General features: G+C 31.0%; 10 protein-coding genes and 1 riboswitch. Of the genes, 7 read left to right on the top strand and 3 right to left on the bottom strand.

What is annotated here, in order from left to right; all coding sequences use genetic code 11:
* Positions 1-22: 22 nt before the first annotated feature.
* From JYG23_RS09155 to JYG23_RS09140, 4 genes are read left to right on the top strand one after another with little or no spacing between them, the layout of a single operon-like run.
* Positions 23-652 carry a TetR/AcrR family transcriptional regulator gene (locus tag JYG23_RS09155; RefSeq protein ID WP_207235386.1) on the top strand — a complete coding sequence of 210 codons (630 nt, stop codon included), beginning with the start codon at positions 23-25 and terminating at the stop codon, positions 650-652.
* A 15-nt stretch (positions 653-667) separates the two neighbouring features.
* Complete coding sequence (locus JYG23_RS09150) at positions 668-1,540, top strand: ABC transporter ATP-binding protein (protein ID WP_207235385.1); 873 nt, start codon at positions 668-670, stop codon at positions 1,538-1,540.
* A gap of 46 nt (positions 1,541-1,586) precedes the next feature.
* Positions 1,587-2,717 carry an ABC transporter permease gene (locus JYG23_RS09145; RefSeq protein WP_207235384.1) on the top strand — a complete coding sequence of 377 codons (1,131 nt, stop codon included), beginning with the start codon at positions 1,587-1,589 and terminating at the stop codon, positions 2,715-2,717.
* A gap of 12 nt (positions 2,718-2,729) precedes the next feature.
* A complete protein-coding gene (locus JYG23_RS09140; RefSeq protein ID WP_207235383.1) occupies positions 2,730-3,737 on the top strand; it encodes an ABC transporter permease in 1,008 nt (335 codons plus the stop codon).
* Positions 3,738-4,004: 267 nt separating this feature from the next.
* On the opposite strand, the gene JYG23_RS09135 is transcribed toward JYG23_RS09140, so the two are convergent.
* Together JYG23_RS09135 and JYG23_RS09130 are read right to left on the bottom strand one after the other, a co-directional pair.
* Positions 4,005-5,435: a carbon starvation protein A gene (locus tag JYG23_RS09135; protein WP_207235382.1), complete on the bottom strand. Its 1,431-nt coding sequence runs from the start codon at positions 5,433-5,435 to the stop codon at positions 4,005-4,007.
* Positions 5,436-5,541: 106 nt separating this feature from the next.
* Positions 5,542-6,273, bottom strand: coding sequence for a LytTR family DNA-binding domain-containing protein (locus tag JYG23_RS09130; RefSeq protein ID WP_207235381.1), 732 nt, complete (start codon positions 6,271-6,273; stop codon positions 5,542-5,544).
* A 334-nt stretch (positions 6,274-6,607) separates the two neighbouring features.
* On the opposite strand from JYG23_RS09130, the gene JYG23_RS09125 reads away from it, so the two are divergent.
* Positions 6,608-7,324: a gamma-glutamyl-gamma-aminobutyrate hydrolase family protein gene (locus JYG23_RS09125; RefSeq protein ID WP_207235380.1), complete on the top strand. Its 717-nt coding sequence runs from the start codon at positions 6,608-6,610 to the stop codon at positions 7,322-7,324.
* A gap of 95 nt (positions 7,325-7,419) precedes the next feature.
* On the opposite strand, the gene JYG23_RS09120 is transcribed toward JYG23_RS09125, so the two are convergent.
* Positions 7,420-9,546, bottom strand: a complete 2,127-nt coding sequence (locus JYG23_RS09120; RefSeq protein ID WP_207235379.1) for a methyl-accepting chemotaxis protein — start codon at positions 9,544-9,546, stop codon at positions 7,420-7,422.
* A gap of 141 nt (positions 9,547-9,687) precedes the next feature.
* Here JYG23_RS09120 and JYG23_RS09115 point away from each other — a divergent pair, with 141 nt between their 5' ends.
* Entirely contained in the window at positions 9,688-9,837 is a 150-nt protein-coding gene (locus tag JYG23_RS09115; RefSeq protein ID WP_207235377.1) for a hypothetical protein, read from the top strand.
* Between the two features lie 51 nt (positions 9,838-9,888).
* A riboswitch (cobalamin riboswitch) is annotated at positions 9,889-10,092 on the top strand.
* 263 nt (positions 10,093-10,355) lie between these two features.
* A complete protein-coding gene (locus JYG23_RS09110; RefSeq protein ID WP_207235375.1) occupies positions 10,356-19,610 on the top strand; it encodes an immunoglobulin-like domain-containing protein in 9,255 nt (3,084 codons plus the stop codon).
* Positions 19,611-19,654 lie beyond the last annotated feature (44 nt).

Genomic DNA, 19,654 nt, shown 5'->3' with positions numbered 1-19,654 from the left:
TTCATAAAGGACGGGATAATATATGCCTAAAAATACATTTTTAAATTTGAAAGATGAAAAGAAACAAAAAATTAAAGCAGCGGCTATTTCAGAGTTTGCTCAGTATGGTATTCAAAATGCAAGCGTAAATCGTATTGTCAAGTCGGCAGGTATTGCCACAGGCAGTTTTTATCAGTATTTCGAGGGTATAAAAGACTTGTTTATATATATCATAGTAGAGATAGCCAATGAAAAGCTACAATATTTACAACAAGAATTTGAAAAGGTTAGCAACAATAACTTAGAGGAATTGTTAAAATCACTCTATCGAGGCGGTATTCGCTTTGCGGTGCAAAATGAGGATGCTTGCAAAATAGCTAATTCTATACTTCAAATTAAAGATACACCGTTATTTTCAGAAATAATGAAACAAATGCCACAGACAAATATATATACATGGATTATTCCTCTTATTGATGAAGCTATTAAAAAAGGTGAAATAAGAAAAGGCATTACGACAGAGCTTTTTATTATGCTTATAGTCAATATTAATCTTACAATTATTGAGTATATAGGATCGTTAAATAAAAACCATAAATTTGAATTTAGTGAAAAAGATTTTGACCAGTTCAGTGCATTAGCCGTTGGCATCCTGCTAAACGGAATTAAATAAAAAGGGAGAATTATTATGATTAAAGTTGAGCATCTTTATCACTCTTATTCCAATGATGAGCATTACTCAGTTAGCGATGTAAGCTTTGAAGTGAAAAAGGGCGAAATCTTTGGGTTTCTTGGTCCGTCTGGTGCCGGCAAATCCACAACACAAAATATCCTGACAGGATTGTTGACGTTGCAAAAGGGCAAGGTGATTGTAGACGGTTATGACATTTCTAAAGAGGATAAAAGGAGATTTAACAAAATCGGGGTATCCTTTGAGCAGTCAAACCTTTATTCAAAGCTTACAGCAGAGGAAAATTTACGTTATTATGCAAAGCTGTATGATGTTCCTACCCGTGACGTTAAAGAATTGATTGCAATGGTGGGTTTGAAAGGTAAGGAAAAACAAAAGGTAGGCGAATTTTCAAAGGGTATGAAGCATCGCTTGACTTTTGCACGCTCTCTTATCAATAAACCTGAATTGTGGTTTCTTGACGAGCCAACAACAGGACTTGATCCTGCAATTGCAGCAGGTATAAAGGATATTATTCGCAAAGAATGTGACAAAGGTACAACAGCATTTTTGACAACACATAATATGTACATTGCCGAAGAGCTTTGCGATAGAGTTGCGTTTATCATCGATGGCAAAATTATGCTTATAGACTCACCTAAAAATCTTAAATTGCAGTATGGCGAAAAGACCATTGAGGTTGAGTATATAGGAAACGGTATCGTAAAAAAAGAAAATCTTGCACCGGCAGTTAAAGAGGAAAAGGCAAGGCTGAACGAGATAATAAACAACTGTGAGATTATTACAATGCATTCCAAGGAAGCGACTCTTGAAGAAATCTTTATCAAGGTTACAGGAAAGGGGCTGACATCAGATGAAAGTGTGGAGTAACTATTGCAAGGAAATGAAAATTGCCTCTCGTGGTTTCTATTTTTATATGGAAATTATAATTGCAATTATACTGCTTGCTGTATTGCTTCTGGTTGTGCCTATAGAACCAAAGTTTTCTGTAAAAGAAGTTATTTTTATGGATATGACCGAAACGCAATACAAAAATACATTACAAAAGGAAATCGGCCAGTGTCGTCTAGAACGGACAGAAGATCTTGCCATAAAACTAAAACCAGCAACAATTGTATATTACGACGACATAACAGGGGAAAAAACAGAAAAAATCTATACGGACAAGAAGACCATTACACTGGAAACATATCGCTATTTTGACAGTGAAACCGGTAAAAATACCAAAATGAAATATTTTGTTGATAATTTTGATGATATGTTAAGAGTTACTTATGCTAAAAAATATATCGGTAGTGTTATGTGGTACGGTGATGACGGTCTTGATTATTATAAAACTGTTTTGTTTGGCACGGAAACAGACCGCTACAAAAATCTTATTGCTTCGGTACACGGAAAAGTAAATATGGAACTTCTCATTGACAAAATGTCAAATCAGAATGTTCGTTTTCTTGAAACTCCCAGAACACTCAACAACCGTCAAAATATGATTCCGCTGGCAGTTGTGCTGATGAATGGTCTTATGGGAATGATGGTGTTGATTGCCTATATTTCTATTGATAAATCCGAGGGGCTTATCAAGGCAACGGCGGTATCACCCACAAAAACAAGTCAGTATCTGATAAGTAAAATCATGGTGGTACTGACCACATCTTTAGTGTCCACACTTGTTGTTGCAATTCCCGTAATGGGAACACATCCCAATTATCCGCTGTTTATATTGACAGCACTCAGCTTAACTATTTTATCATGTACCATAGGATTATTGACAGCAAGCTATTTTAAGGACATTAAGGCATCATTTGGAATCATAATGCTTGTTATGATAGTACTAATGCTACCTGCACTGACTTTTCTATTACCAAGTTTTTCTCCAACATGGATGAAAATACTACCAACCTACTATATGATTGAAGCAATTAAGGAAACCTTGCTTGTTACAACAGATGTAGCATTTGTTTTATTATCAAACGTGGGCATGGTCATAGGCGCGATAGTTTTGTTCCTTTTGGCTAATAAACGATACAAAAAGATTTTAGGAATATAGGGGGTGCAACTTGTGAAAAAAGTATTCAGTGTATTTAGGAGAGATTTACAGATTGTTCTCAAAGATCCGATGGCTTTGTGGATTGGTTTTGCACCTATTTTGCTGGCGATTATCATTGTGCTTGTATCGCCGGGTATAAATGATAGCACCTTACAGCTTGCAGTGCATACATCTGTGGGCAGCGACTATATTGGAACCTTGGAGAACTACGCAAAAGTAGAGGTTTATGATGATATTAAGGCTGTTGAAGAACGGGTGCTTAGACGTGATGAAGTAATCGGAATGGTTCAGGCTGAAAGCGGAATTGAGCTTATTTCTCAGGGAAACGAATCGGAAAATGGGCTCAAAACAGCAGAACTTATTAACAGTCTTTATGAGCTTGATGGTCTGGTTACCGCAGGTGGTGGCAGCAGATTATCCTTTCTTACCTTTAATGAGAAAATATCTCCGTTAAAGCTGTCTTTGTCTGTGGCACTATTGCTTATGACTACCATTATTTCTGCTATGGTTATTGCTTTAGGACTTGTGGACGAAAAGGCTGATAAAACAATCAGGGCAGCAAATGTTACTCCGATGAAGCAAACAAGTTATATCCTTTCAAAAAGTATTATCGGATTTTTGGTTTTGATTTTTAGTTCTGTTATTTCTCTATTGGTGCTGGGAATGGCTCAAATCAATTGGTTGCAAATGATGATAATGATACTATCCGCTGGACTGTTATCCATCATAGTTGCTTTTGCAATAGGTCTTGCAAGTTCCGATTTTATTGAGGCGGCAGGAAGTATTAAAATTTTAATGGTACCGATGCTTGCATCAGTTTTGGTTTATGAACTTTGCAGTGCGAAATGGCATTGGACAGTTATGTGGAGTCCGTTTTACTGGGCATATAAGGGAATGACTGAAATCATCAACCATACATCGAGCTGGAGCGGAATTGCCCTCTACGCAGTAATCATTCTTGCAATTTGTGCATTAGCATTTAAGCTATGTGCAAAAAATATACGAAAATCATTAAATTAAAATTAGCAATTTGCACGTAGTAATCTGATTAGTATAATTTTTAGAATAGCAAGATAATTTCTATATGTGTAGAAAAATCCCATAGTACTTTTTGAAGGTACTATGGGATTTACTCGTTATAGGGCTTGCTTCAGATAATAAAGTTTCAACCGATTTGTTTGCCAGTCTTGAATTTATTTGCTTTTTTAAAATTTCCCTATTATGCCATCCTTTGAATGACTTTTTTGTTTATAATAATTTAAAGAGTTATTGTTAAACAGTTCTTGTCTATTTATTAAATATAGGCTGAACTATATCTACTTTTCTTTTTCTTCCATATACCATGAATATTGTGAAGCAAGCAGCTGCAAAAATTATACCTATAGGATATGAAATTGCTGCTGATAACTTGAATCCCTCTGGAGCCATAAGTATATAAGTACAGCTTACGGCAGACATGAAAGTTGCTGGTATTGCTGCTATCAGGTATTTACTTTTGTTAACACATAGATAAACAGCTGCAATCCAAAGAGCTATCATTGCTAATGTTTGGTTTGACCAAGAGAAATATCTCCAAATAACAGTAACATCAATTTGTGTCAAGAAAGCACCAACAGCTAATAATGGAACAGTAATAATTAATCTGTTTTTGATAGACTTTTGCTCTAAATGAAAAGCATCAGCGATAGTTAAACGAGCACTTCTATAAGCTGTATCCGCAGAAGATATAGGACATGCTATAACACCTATCATTGCAATTACAGCACCTATAGGTCCAAGTAATGTTTTGCATATTTCATATACAACACCACCTTGACCGCCGAATTTAGTTATTGCTTCTAGCAATCCACCAGTACTTTCATAGAAAGCAACTCCGGCTGCTGCCCATATTAAAGCTATAATACCTTCACAAACCATTGCTCCATAGAATATTTTACGTCCATATTTTTCGTTTTCTATACAACGAGCCATTAGTGGAGATTGAGTAGCATGAAAACCTGAAATAGCACCACATGCAACTGTTATAAACATAAATGGCCAAACAGCAGTGCCTTTTGGATGAAGATTAGTAAGGCTTATTTCTGGTATATGATATCCCTTTAATAGGATTCCACTACCAACACCTAAAGCCATTACAATTAGGCATACTCCAAATATTGGGTACAATTTTCCTATTATTTTATCAATAGGAACAAAAGTAGCAACAAAGTAATAAATTAAAACAACTACTAACCAGAAGTTACGGCTAAGAACAGATGGAGTTAGCATTGATAACAGTCCAGCAGGTCCAGTTGAAAAAGCAACTGCAACAAGTACTAGTAATGCAACTGAGAATATTCTCATTACTTGCTTCATGATGTTTCCTAAATAAATACCAGCTAATTCTGATAGAGTAGTTCCATTATGTCTCATAGAAATCATACCAGTCAAGTAATCATGAACTGCACCAGCGAAAATTGTTCCAAATGTAATCCATAAGAAAACCTGTGGTCCCCATAATGCACCCATTATTGCACCGAAAATAGGCCCAAGTCCTGCAATATTTAATAATTGAATTAAGAAAATTTTTGCAGGATGCATTTTAACGTAATCTGTACCGTCTGCATTAACTGTTGCAGGTGTTAAACGAGCATCGGGATTAAATGATTTTTCAACAAATTTACCATATAAAAAGTAACCTGCTATAAGAATGAATAAACAAATAAAAAAACTAATCATATAATGAGTCCTCCTTTTTTTTTATATTATAATATAAAATATTAAAAAGAGGACTTGTTTTGGTTTAAGAGGTAATTATATAAGCGTAAAACGTAAAAACGTTTGCCTAAAATGCAAAGATTTTTCGGAGTACTTTTAACTGACTTCTACCGATTGGTAAAATCTTATCCTTAATACCTTTCATTTTAACGCCATAACCATTAAACCATGGAACAATTTCTTCTATATAATTTAGGTTTACTAAAAAGCTTTTCTGTGTTCTGTAAAAAGAATGTTGTGCCAGTCTTTTTTCATAATAATTTAATGACGTAGTGTCTAAGTAATCACCATTAGTTGTATGAATAACTAAATTTCGCATACATGTTTCAATGAAAATTATATTTTTTATATCTAATATAACAATCTTTCTATCTGTTTGCACACTTATTTTATGATTGTGAAGATTATTATAGAATTCCAATGGTAATTCTTTTCTATTTAATTTTGCTTTTATTATTTTTTTGATAGTTTGTTCCAATCTTTTCTTGCTAAAAGGTTTAGTAATATAATCAGTAATATTAAGGTCAAAAGCTTTTGCAGCATATTCTTCATAGGCAGTTGCAAATATAATTAAAATATTTGGATATCCGCGTTGAATTAGAGAAACTAAAACCGTTCCATTAATATCATTCAATTGTATGTCCAAAAAAAGTACATCGATAGATTCTTTCTCAAGCAATAATAGAGCGTCCTCACCATTACAACCAGTAAATAAAGTTGCAGAAGGTACACATTCTTGCAACAAAAGCTTTAACTCTTCTCTAGAAGTTTTTTCATTATCAATAATAGCAATATGCATCTATTTTCCTCAGCTTTCTTTGGTATATTACACATTTGTAAAGTCATTCTTTATCCTTTCATGTATGGACTAATATATATTGATATTATTATAAAACTTTAATTCAAATATATACAAAAAAACAAAAAATGTTATAAAAAATGCTATAGAATAAATAGAACAGCAACCAGTAAACTAATCAATACACTTGATTGTTATGTTGCCTTATTTGTTTTAACCAATACAGTAGAAATTAATTCAGATTTTTGAGTAGAAATTTGTTTAATACTGTTATTTACAGCCACATCAATATGTGTTAAAATAATAGAAATATTTACATAATGAGGTGAGCAGATTGAATTTTAAAATAGGAGTAACATCATTTATTGAAAATAAAAATAACAATCCATATATGTGTCTAGACTATGACTACATTAAAGCAGTTATAAGGATGGGTTATATACCTATTATTATTCCAATAACAAGTGATGAAAAGGTTTTAGATAAGTATTTAAATTTAGTTGATGGGTTAATTATAAGTGGTGGAGAGGATATAAATCCTGAATATTACAAAGAACAGCCAATACAGGAACTTGGTAGATTAAGCCCAGACAGAGACTTAACAGAGTCTATTTTGATAAAAAAGGCAATTGAAAACAAGATACCATTGTTAGGTATTTGCAGAGGATGCCAATTTATTAATGCAATTATGGGTGGAACATTATATCAGGATATATACAAACAGTTAAAGGATGTTAATGGACATAGTCCGTCAAACATTAGCAATGATTTATTGTATCATGATGTAGAAATATTAGAGGATACATTACTTCACAATATATTAAAAAAAGATATTGTTAGAGTGAATTCATTTCACCATCAAGCTATCAAAATTGTAGGCAGAGGTTTAAAAATCTCAGCTAAATCAAAAGATGGAATTATTGAGGCAGTTGAATCAGAGGATGGCAATATATTGTGTGTTCAATGGCACCCAGAGAGTTTATCAGAAAAATATGAAGATTTTCTAAATATATTTAAAGTATTTTTTAATAATGAGAAGGGTAGCTTGTAAAAGCTACTTTTTTTTTGCGTAGAAACGGACAAGCTCTAAGTATGTTTTATAGCTTGTCCGTAAATTTTTAATTGTTTAAATACGTGGCATTAATATTAACGAAGTTTAAACTGTCTAAAAAGTTCTTGAAGCATATTGGATTGTCCAGAAAGTTCTTCTGAAGCTGCTGCACTTTCTTCAGAGGTAGCAGAGTTTGTCTGAACTACAGCTGAAATTTGTTCAATACCTAAGGATACTTGTTCAACACCATTTGCTTGTTCCTGTGAATTATTAGAAATTTCATTTATCAATTCTTTCACTTCACCTGTCTTTTCTGCTACTATAATAAGAGCCTTTTCTGCCTCTTCTGTAAGAGTTGAACCATTTTCAATTGCTTCAACAGCATCTTCAATCAAAATAGTAGTATTTTTTGCGGCTTCTGCAGATTTTTGTGCGAGGTTACGAACCTCATCTGCAACAACGGTAAAGCCTTGACCTGCTGAACCTGCACGAGCTGCCTCAACTGCTGCATTAAGGGCAAGTATGTTAGTTTGAAATGCAATATCATCAATTGTTTTGATAATCTTTCCGATTTCAGTGGACTTTTCTTTAATATCGTACATAGCACATGACATTTCTTTCATCTTTTGATTGCTAATAACAACTTCATTTCCTGCCTCTTGGGAAAGAGTATTTGCTGTTCCAGCCTTTTCTGCATTATGCTTAATTTTATCAGTAATTTCTGTCATTGTTGCTGATAGTTCTTCAACAGAAGATGCCTGCTCGGTTGCACCTTGTGAAAGAGCCTGCGCAGCACATGATACTTGCTCCGCTCCTGAATTTACTTGGTCTGAAACTATATTAATTTCATTTAAAGTAGAATTTAAATTCATAGTAATTGTGTTTATTCCATTAATAATGGCTTTATAATCACCTACGTAATATTTTATATTTTCGCTTTCTATTTGTAAATTACCTTTAGACATTTCATTCAATATATAGGAAATGTCTTTAATGATTGTTTTAAGGTTTTGAGCCATTTCATTAAACGTAGATGATAAAATACCAATCTCATCTTGATATTTTACTTCAAGTTCAATATTCAAATCACCACGCTCAATCTTTTTAGCTGCTTCAACTATTGCATCAACAGGTTTAAGCATTTTTTTAAGAAGTATAACCATAACTACAATCAATACTACAAAAGATGTTACTGAAATAACAATCATCACTATTGTCATTAGTGACATAAATGAATTATACTCACTTGATAAAAGGGCAGATTGCACCCACCAAGTTTCCGTTCCCACATTAATAGGGGTAAAAAATCTTGTTTTTTTATCTTTTCCACTGCTTGTTTCAATTGAAAAGTGCGATTTGTTTTTTAATTCACCAGTAATATTGTTGAAAGTGTTTTGGTCAACAGTTTCATTGAAATTTTTTCCGATAACACTTGTATGAGTACTGTAAAGAATATTATTATTATTATTCAATAAATTTACATACATTGACTTATAGTTATTGTTTTTAATATCAATTATATTGAAAATATCGCTTTTTAAGTCCAAAAGCACTATACCTTTAAATTGACCATTATAAATAATAGGATATGAAACAGAAAACATTGCAATTCCGTTTGAATCCACATACGCATCACTAAAATTCATAGTTTCTTTTGCTTTTGCATCTACATAATAGTCTTTATTTTTAAAATAACTATATGTATAACGATCAACTGTTCTATTAGTAACGTTTTCCTCCATAACATAAGGAGCATATTCTTTTATATTTTTTGCAAAAGCGTTTTGTTCAAAGAATACACCTGCACCTACTATACCTTCATTATCTTCAACGGCTGACCAGATTGCATTTAATAGTACATTTTCTGCATCATATCTGCTTTGTGATAAAGGTTGTTTGTTTACCTTACTGATATATTGTGCTTTTGTGTCTCCTTCCGATAAAGTTATTGTATCATTCGATTGATACATAACTTGTAAACTGTCACTTGTAGAATTAGCAATAGAAGAACAGCCATCTAAAATGTTTTGAATTTTCAATACATTCTGATTACACATACCGGTAAATTCTCTGTCAATTGACTGTCTTAAGTGTTTTCCGCTAACCGTGAGTGAAAAGAAGTTCATAATGAAAAAGATAACAATTGTTAAAGTTCCAATAAATATGGATAATTTTGTTGCAAGTTTTTTATCTTTTACGTTAAATTTGTGCGATTTTTTCATAATTATTCTCCTCCGAATTTGTATATTAAAATGTCTTATTTATGTAATCACCTATTTGTATAGGTGTTGTTATGTAATAACCTTACAAATAATTGTAGGGTATAAGTCTATAGACTGTTATTAAATTCTTTTTTAAGGATTATGATTATAAAACTAAATAGTATATACGTATATACTATAATATCATTTATAACTGTAATAATCAATGCTTTTAGCAGAATTTACGATTGGTTTATAGCGCAGTGTACAAATTATGATGATGTGGAAAAGAATTTAGTTTATAATAAATAATTAAAAATGAAGGTTGACAATCATTTCTAAAGATGGTAGCATTGATTTGACAAATTAATAAATATTTTATGTTCCACCATATATTGGTGGCTAAGAGGGAAATCGGTGAAAATCCGATGCGGTCCCGCCGCTGTATACGAGGAGTCTTTTTCAAATTTTGCTTAAGCAAATATACCACTGAGGTGTTAACCTTGGGAAGGTGAAAAAGATGATGAGTCGTTAGCCAGAAGACCTGCATAGAATATAACATAGTCCAACGGGTAATTGGTAGCTATTAGGGTAGAGTGCGTCTACTCATTATTACTTATACAGTAAATACGGACTGTAGCAATTTTGCTACAGCCCTTTTTTTTATGCCCTAACCCCATTTTCAAAAGAAAATGGTTGGTAGGTCAAGAGATCTGCACCCTGTTTTTTAGGGTGAACGAGAACCAAATTTATGTGAGAGACTGCGATATTTTAAGGTTAAGCCTTTTTATATAAATAATAAATTAATAATTATGAAGGAGAGACAGAAATTGAGAAAACAGGCAATACAAAGAATTATTGTTATGATGCTTGTGCTTGGTATGGTATTTAGTGGTTTTTTACCAGGTAGTACATACGAGGCAATGGCATCGGAAGTTGCAAATAGTTCACAAACTGCAACAATAAGAGTAGAAAGAATTGGTGAAACAGATGTATCATCTACTACAATTAATTTTACTCAGGGAGAGACAGCATATGATGTTTTGAAAAAGGTGGCAACTGTTGATGGCATAGATATGATATCTAAAATTAATGGTTACCCTGACAAAAATAGCAAAGATGTATATTGGATGTTTAGAGTTAACGGGAAACTTCCAATGCTTGATGCATCTACAGGGGCTAATGCCAACCAATATATAGTGCAACCAGGGGATAGTATTGAATTTTATGCTATTTATTATGGTAGTGTTAATACAGTATATTCGTATTTTGAGCATGTTGAGTATGAAACAGCAATAAATACGCCATTTGAAGTTAAATTGTTAAAAGATGATGCTTCAATGGGTGATTTATCAAGTAATGTTAGTCCTGTTAATGGTGCGAAAATAATAAAATCTGTTGTGAATGTTAATAAAGCAACAATAGAAACAAGTAGTTCTACTAATAGTGAAGGAATTGCAGAAATCTTTTTTGATAAAGCAGGTACATATATATTATCAGCTACATCTAAAAATGTGGTAAACGGTAAGGAACAAATATCACGTCCATATGCTGTTGTAAAAGTTACAAGCGGTGGAGCAATAGATGCTGATTTAGCAGTAGTTAATGCTGATAAAGAATTATTAACAATAAAAAATATAAATGAAAATATAGTAGCAATAGATCAGCTTGAACTTGTTAATAGAGGTGAAAGCAGAAAAACTATCATAGAATGGTCAAGCTCAGATGAAAGTATAATTTCATCAAATGGAGTAGTAAATAGGCCAGCATATCCTTCTGATAAAAATTTGGAAGTTACGCTTACTGCTACAATAAAAAAAGGCTTTGCTTCTGTAAATAAAGAATTTAAATTACAGGTAAAACCTTATACTTTAGAAGAAACAGAAACTGATTTAAAAAATGTTATTAAAAGTTTAAGTGCTATTCATCCTGTATATGGCACTGATATAAATGTTGTAACTTTATTAAATTCTACACTTGCTAAAAAAGGTAGAAGTGATGTTAAAGTAGAATTTGTTTCAGCAAACAATATTGGTTCAGAAGAAAGTAGCTTTGTTATATACATTGGTGCAAATGGAAACATAGATAATTGGTATGACAATACATCTAATACAAACAACAAAGTGGCACAAGTAAATGTAAATTTTAAATTTAATCTAAATACAGTTGAACAAGAGTCCGCTATTATAGCTGTTATTCCATTAGATAATGATAAGATAATTAAGTTTATGACTGAACAAGATGTAAACTTATTGACTGAGGATGCTATAAAAAATGAGAATGTAGATTTGCAAAATGTTAAAACACAGCTTATTTTACCTAGTGAAATAGGCAGTAAAAAATCATGGATTACTTGGGAATCTAATAGTGACCTTATAAAAATTGAGGGCAACTCGCTAGACGGATACAAAGGAAATGTTACAATTCCAACAGAGGATACTGAAGCCAGTCTTACTGCAACATTTAAATATCGTTTTAGTGATGATCCAATTACAGTTGAAAAGATTGTTCCAATTACTATAAAGGCAGTTTCAGGAAATGAAACAGATATCATTAAAGCAGAATTGAGTAAAATCTTAGAAGAAAATTTTACTATAGAAAAATTCGGTGAATATGTAGCCATAGAAGATAGCTCAATAAGCTTACAGGAAGATTATAAAAATAACAATGTAAGATATAATTTTAAAGTTCCTGATATAAGAAGACAAATACCAAAGGATGTTACTTATACACACGAAAGCTCTGATCCATCTTTATTTAGCTTTGAGGTTTTTAAAAGTGGATTTGTTAATTATGTTGCAAGAGTTGTAAGACCAAATATTGGTGAAAATAAAAAAACAGCTAATGTGACAATAACAATGACAAAAAAAGGAGTTTCAGTTGAAAAAGTAATACCATTTACAATAGCACCTCTTACACAAGTTGAAATTGATGAAGAAATTGCATTGATGGAAAAAGTAAAGGCAAATATATGGGAAGGAATAAATGATGGAAATAACATAGATAAAGACAACATAGCAAATAATCTAAATGACATATATTGTGTTTACGAAAAAGATGGTAAATTAGTTTGGGGTTATGATTATAAGGCACAAACAGGAACTGGATTTAAACCTGATGACTTGTTTCCAAATCCAAGTGATCCATATGATACAGAGGATAGCTATAAATTTGACCCTTCAGGATATTTTAGTGAAGTAACTATGAAATTATCTAAAAGACCTGATAAGGATACAAACATTTCCTTTAAAACTTGCTTTACAAGTCAGCTTTTAGGTAAATACGCTGAAATTTATCCTAATAATGAAGATTTGAAAAAATTATGCAGAAATGAAGTAAGTTTAGACTTAATACTAAAGGCTATAAATCCAAATTTAAAAAGTATTACAATAGAAGGTGTTGATTTTACTTTTGATAGTAAAGCTACAACATATAACATACTAACGGATAATGTTTTAAATGAAGCTAAAATAACTGTTACACCTGAAAATGTAGGTGCTACAATTAAAATTAATGAGGAAATAGTTAATCCAAATGAACAACATATTGTAAGTTTAGTAGATGGATCAACAGATATTACTATTTCATCAGAGGATTCTTCTCAGACAAAAACATATAAAATTGTAATAGTCAGCAAGAAATTTTTAGAAGATGAAATAGCTAAACTTCCTGATATTACAGAAACAGATGAAGTTATATTTGCGCAAAAAGATAATGTTGAAAAACTTTTAGTACAGTACAACAAGTTAGATGATACAAATAAAGCAAAAATTTCAAATGGTGCAAAACTTATTGAATTTAATACTAAATTGCAAGAAGTAATTGAAGCTAATATAAATCTTATCTTGCAAAAAGAGCTTGATAACTATTTATCTTTAAATTATACAGATGAAAAAGCAATTTTAGATTATGAAAATGGTACTTTTTTAGATTTTGATAATATAATTGCACCTAAAATAAAATTAAATAAAGAAAGCTATGGTTCTAAATATAGCTATAAGTGGTCCTCAAGTGATGAAAAAATTATAGATATTATGAATACAAGCGGATATGCTTATGTAAATAGAGACGAAAGTGTTGATAAAACAGTTATAGTAACACTTACATTAACTAATAAAGAAAATAAAGAAGTTACAGCAACAAAAGAGTTTACTTTAACAATAAAAAAATTTACTGATGATGAAAAAAATGCAGCAATAGATTTAGTTAAAGAGATTTTAACTAAAACTGATATTGAATATGCAGATGGAGAAAACTCAAGCACAGTAAAATCAGACATTAAGATAGTTAAAAATAAACCTACTGATACAAGTAAACAATATGATTATAATTATACTTGGACATCAAGTGATAATTTAATAGCAGAAGCAAGTAACGGTAAAGGTAAAATAATTATAGAAAGACCTAATGTTGGAGAAGATCCTAAAATAATAACTATAACACTTAATATAACACATAAACAAATTAAAAGTGCTACAGTTCAAAAGACATTTGAATTTACAGTTATTCCAATATCAAACGAAGATATTTTAGCAGAAAAAAATAATCTTAATACTATAAAAGATAATTTGTTTGATGGTATTAAAAACGAAAATACATCAGTGGATGCTGTTACAAAGAATCTTGAAAAAGCGCTCTATGCTAAGGTGAATGCAGATGGTACAATAAGATGGAATACAGGAAACTATGCTTCTAAAAAGTCTGATGATAATGTAGAAATTCAATGGATTTCATCATCTGATAAATCATTTGTTAGTATTGATGGGTATTCAGGATTTAAACTTTCAAAGAGACCTAATCAAGGTGAAGACGATAAAATTGTGACTTTAACTGCAAAAGTAAAAAGTTTAGTTTATCCTGATAAGGTAGATGAAGTTCAAGTAGAATTAAATTTAACGATTAAAGCATATAATGCATACTTATCAAGTCTTAAATTATCAAGTGCTGAAATCACATTTGATAAAAATACATTAGAGTATGAGTGTGTAACAGATAAAACACTTGATACTGTAACAGTAACCCCTATACTTGAAAATACAGGTGCAGAGCTTAGTGTTAATAGCAGTAAAATAACTAGTGGAAGTACTAAAGATATAGCTTTAACAAATGGCTGTGGAACAATTAAAATAGAAGTTGAAGATGGAAAAAAATATAGTTATTCTACACCAAAAGCTAAAAGCGTTTATAAAATTGTAGTTGTAAGTAAAAAATATTTAGAAGATGAAATAGCTTTACTTCCAACAACAGATGAGAATATTTTATTAGAACAGGGAAAAATAGAAAGTCTTAATAATATTTACAGTACTTTAAGTGAAAACGGAAAAAGTAAAATTGTAAATGGAAATAAAATTGTAGAGATTTATGAAAAATTAGAAAAGTTTTTAAAGGAAAAAGAAGAAAAAGAAGTAAAAGTTAAATTAAATAGTTATATTGATACTAATTATGTTACAAATGATAAGTTTATTACTTTAAGTTATGATGATAATGATAAAAATTCTATAACTGAAGATTTTAAATTAAAAAAAGAAGGTTATAGTAGTAATTATACAACTGAGTGGAGTAGTAAAAGTAGTTTAGTATCATTTGATGTAAATACTTATAATATAGGAGCTGAGGTTAATAGACCTTCATTTGAAGATGGTGATAAAAAAATAGCTATAACTCTCAAGCTTATTGATGATGATACAGATATTTTTGTGACAAGAGATTTTGAGGTTGCTATAAAAGCCTTAGATAAATCTTCTAGTGATGCACTAAAGAAAGAGCTTCAAGGAGCTTTAGATGCGTGTTATCTTGAAAATAAAGATGAAACAGTATTTGATGCACAATCTGTAAAAATGCCATTCAAATTAGAAGGAAAAGATACAAGTTATAATTGGAAGTTTACAAGTACAGATGAAGAAATTGTAAAGCCATCTTTATATAAATATTCTGAAAGTATAGTATCAAGACCTTCATTTGAAGATGGAAATAAGGAAGTAACTATTACTTTATCAATATCTAAAGATGGAAGTAGCATGGTTTTATCAAAATTATTTAAGCTTAATGTTATAGCATTAACAAAAGAAGAAACAGAACTTACAAATGCAGATTTCAAGAAAGCACTTGAACAATGCACAATTATAGATGCAGCAGGTGGAAGTTTTGATATTAATAATATTAAAAATAAAAAATTAAAGCTTAATCTTCCAGAAGATAGAAAAGTGAAAGGTACTTGGGAAGTAGACACTGGTATAAATGTGAGTGGCGGGACTGCATTTAAAATAGCAACTGTAAAACGTCCATCAATGGGAGAAGAAGATATACCAGTTATATTTACATTGACATTATCACATGTTGAATCTGGAAAGGTGCTTGTAAAGACATTCAGTGGTACAATTAAAGCTGAAACAGAAGCAGATAGAGAAAATGAGCTTTTAATGTTAAAAAAAGCATCTGAAAAAATTGGCGAATTTATCAAAGGTGAAAATACATCTTTAGATGCTGTTATGGTAAATATGAAAAGACCGGATAGTGTAGCATATTTATCAGATGGTAGCTTTTTATTCAATGAAAATGGATTCAATATGCCAGTTGACATTAGTTTTAATGGTTTATATTATGGAGAATCATCAAAATATTTAAGTTCAAATTTATCATTAAAAAAACGCCCTGATTTTGGTAGTGAAAATGTTAAAGTAAATATTACAGCAGTTTTAGAAAGTAATAATTACGGATATCCATATATTAAATATGAATACCCAATGGAAATAACAATAAAGGCGTATACTAATTTATTGAATAGTATTAATATTGATGGAGTTGAATTAAAAGTTCCAAGTAATGAGGATATAGTTGAGGCTGAAATATTAGATACTAAAGAAGAAATTTCTTTGAGTGCAATTCTTGTAGATCCTACAGCTACAATGAAATTAAACGGTGAAGTTTTAGAAAATAAAGAAGAAAAAACTATATCAGTTATAGATAATGAACAAGTACAAATAACAACAAATGTTAATGATAATGAAAAAACCTATACAATTAAGTTTGTTAAAGTAAAACAAGAGGAAGTAACAGTTGAATGGCCGTCATTTAGAGGAACATTAAACAATATGGCTATTGTCAATTGCAATACACCAAGAGTTTCAGGTGAAGCAAATTTGGAATGGTCAAGTAAGTTGACAAGTAATTGGACTGAAAATTCTAGCAACATTATTATTGCAGAAGATTTTATATGGGTTGTAATAAAAAATGAATTAGTTAAGTTTGATAAAGACGGTAATATAATAGAAAAAATTTCATTATCGTCAAATGCAGCATACAATACTTATATTACATACGGCGATAGAACAGTATTTGTTGCATTTGAAAATGGTATAGTAGAAGCAGTAGATACAGTTTCTATGAAATCAAAATGGGTAAGCAAAGCAGTTGCAGATGGACATGATGTAGCAACACCTATTTTATACAATGAAGGATATGTATACGCGGGTACTTCAGAAGATAGGGAATGTACAAATGGATATTACTTCTGTATATCAGCAGAGGATGGAAGCTTGAAGTGGAAAAATCAAAGTGAAGGCAAAGGATATTATTGGGCGGGCGCACTAGCAGTATCAGATGCTATTGTATATGGAAATGATGATGGATTATTATTGTCAGTGAATGCTCTAACAGGAGAGACAATAGATAGCTATCAAGCAGATGGAGCTATACGCTCATGCGTTTCTACTACTAATGGTACACTTTATTTTACTACTAAAAATGGAAAGCTTTACTCAATAAAAATAAATAATGATGGATTATTTGATGAGAGCACTGCAAAATCAAGTAAAATATCAATAAATGCTACACAAAGCACAAGTACACCAGTTGTATTTAATGACAGAGTGTATGTAGGAGCAGTAAATGCTGACAATACGGGTGCTATAGGTGTATTAAACGCAACATCATTAGAGCCAATATATGAAGCTGAATTACCAGCGAATGTGCAATCTTCAGCGCTTTTGACAACAGCATATGATGAAGCAGATAATGAAAAAATATATGTTTATTTTACATATAATAAAACTCCAGGTGGCATAGTAGTTCTTGAAGATTTTGAAGGTAATAAAACTCCAATAATCAGTGAATTATATATTCCAGAAAAAGAGAAACAGAATTATTGTATAAGTAGTATAATTTCAGATTCAAATGGAACAATGTACTACAAAAATGACTCTGGTTATATGTTTGCAATTGACAAAAAAGATGCAGAAGGTAGTCCTGTAAACTTTATTGTTAATCCAAGTGATGCAATAGTAGTTTTGAAAAACAGTAATGAAGAAAAAATAAATGAGATAACAAAAAATACATTTGATTTAAAAGCTGGAATATACAACTATGTAGCCTCAAAAGAGGGTTATAAGGATGCATTGGGAAGCTTTGAAATTATTGAAGAAGATAGCATTTCACATAGCATTAAGAATGTATTTGTAGTATTGAGTAAAGATGATACTGAAAAACCAACACCGACAGAAGAAATAACAGTTACATTTACATTAATAGGTGATAAAAAGCATAAATCTGGACAGCAATGCTCAAAAGAAATATGGATACCACAAAAGACATACAAAGTTCCAAAAGATTCAACAGTAAAATACTTGACAGATAAAATATTGATTGAAGAAAATATACCATTTACAACAAAAGATAATGGAACATACATATCATCAATAAATGGACTTGCTGAATTTGATAATGGAAAGAATTCAGGATGGTTGTATTCGATAAATGGAACACATGAAAATATAGATGGATATTCAATACAAATATTAAAAGATGGTGATGCTATAGTATGGCATTATACAAGTGAATATACACAAGAAGAAGGCATGGATAGTTGGGTTGAAGACAGTAGTTCAACTACAATAACAGAGGCAACAGTAATCGAAGAAACAGCTAACGTTACAGCAACAACACAAGCAGAAGTAGACAATGATGGAAAAGCAACAGCAACATTAACAGAAAAAGAATTAACAGAAGCTATAACTAGTGTTGTAGAAGCAGCTAAAAAAGCAGGTGAAAATACAAAAACAGTAGTAACAATAGATGCTAAATCTGATTCGAAAGCTAAAGAAGTAGAAGCTAAGTTGCCAGTAAAAGCACTAAAAGAAGCAGAAAAGCAAAATGTAGATGAAATAAAGATATCATCTCAATTAGCAGAAATAACATTAAATAAAGAAACATTAAAATCAATATTGAATCAGTCGAAATCATCAGAGATATCAATTAGTGTAGCGAATGTTGAAAAAGAAACATTAAAAGAAGTAGCAAAAACTATAGTAGGAGATAGACCAGTATTTGATTTTAACATATCATCAGGAAATAAAAAAATATCAAGATTTGATGATTATGAGATAAAATTAGGAATTCCATATATTCTAAAAGCCAATGAAAATCCAGAAAAAATAGTTATTCACTATATAGATGATAATGGAAATATTCAAACAATTAGAGATTGTAAATATGATAGCAAAACAAAAACAGTTAAATTTGAAACAGAACATTTATCATATTATGCTGTTGGATATGAGCCATTTGAGGATATAGCAAATCATTGGGCGAAGGAAGCAATAAACTATGTTTATTCTAAAGGTTTGTTCAATGGATCAACAGATGATGAATTTAGTCCTAATCAGTCAATGACAAGAGGAATGTTTGTAACAGTTTTAGGAAGATTAGCAGAGGCTGATACAAGTTATACAGCAACAGGATTTAGCGATGTATCACAAAATGAATACTATGCACCATATATTAGATGGGCATTAGATAATAAGTTGGTTAGTGGAAAGAGTAGTAATACATTTGCACCAAATAAAGATATAACTAGAGAAGAAATGTCTGTTATATTAGCAAACTATGTTGAAATGCTTAGCAAAGATGTAACACAGGAACCAAAAGATTTTGCAGATGAAAAAGAAATAAGTTCTTGGGCAGAAGATAGTGTTAAATTAATACAATCCTTAGGATTAATACAAGGAAAAGATGGAAATAAATTTGATCCTAAGTCAACAGCAACAAGAGCAGAAGTAGCTGTAATTTTTCAAAGACTTACAACTAAATAGTAAATAGATTTTTAAAAGTAATGTTGGGATATTTATTATCTTGA

Source organism: Sedimentibacter sp. zth1, from assembly GCF_017352195.1.
Lineage (GTDB): Bacteria > Bacillota > Clostridia > Tissierellales > Sedimentibacteraceae > UBA1535.
Note: the sequence above shows the minus strand (reverse complement) of the source record. Positions and strands in the feature narration are given on the sequence as shown.

Excerpts from the sequence above, each read along its gene's own strand:
- JYG23_RS09155 (WP_207235386.1), top strand. The coding sequence starts at position 23 with ATGCCTAAAAATACATTTTTAAATTTGAAAGATGAAAAGAAACAAAAA.
- JYG23_RS09150 (WP_207235385.1), top strand. The coding sequence starts at position 668 with ATGATTAAAGTTGAGCATCTTTATCACTCTTATTCCAATGATGAGCAT.
- JYG23_RS09145 (WP_207235384.1), top strand. The coding sequence starts at position 1,587 with ATGGAAATTATAATTGCAATTATACTGCTTGCTGTATTGCTTCTGGTT.
- JYG23_RS09135 (WP_207235382.1), bottom strand. The coding sequence starts at position 5,435 with ATGATTAGTTTTTTTATTTGTTTATTCATTCTTATAGCAGGTTACTTT.
- JYG23_RS09130 (WP_207235381.1), bottom strand. The coding sequence starts at position 6,273 with ATGCATATTGCTATTATTGATAATGAAAAAACTTCTAGAGAAGAGTTA.
- JYG23_RS09120 (WP_207235379.1), bottom strand. The coding sequence starts at position 9,546 with ATGAAAAAATCGCACAAATTTAACGTAAAAGATAAAAAACTTGCAACA.
- JYG23_RS09115 (WP_207235377.1), top strand. The coding sequence starts at position 9,688 with ATGATTATAAAACTAAATAGTATATACGTATATACTATAATATCATTT.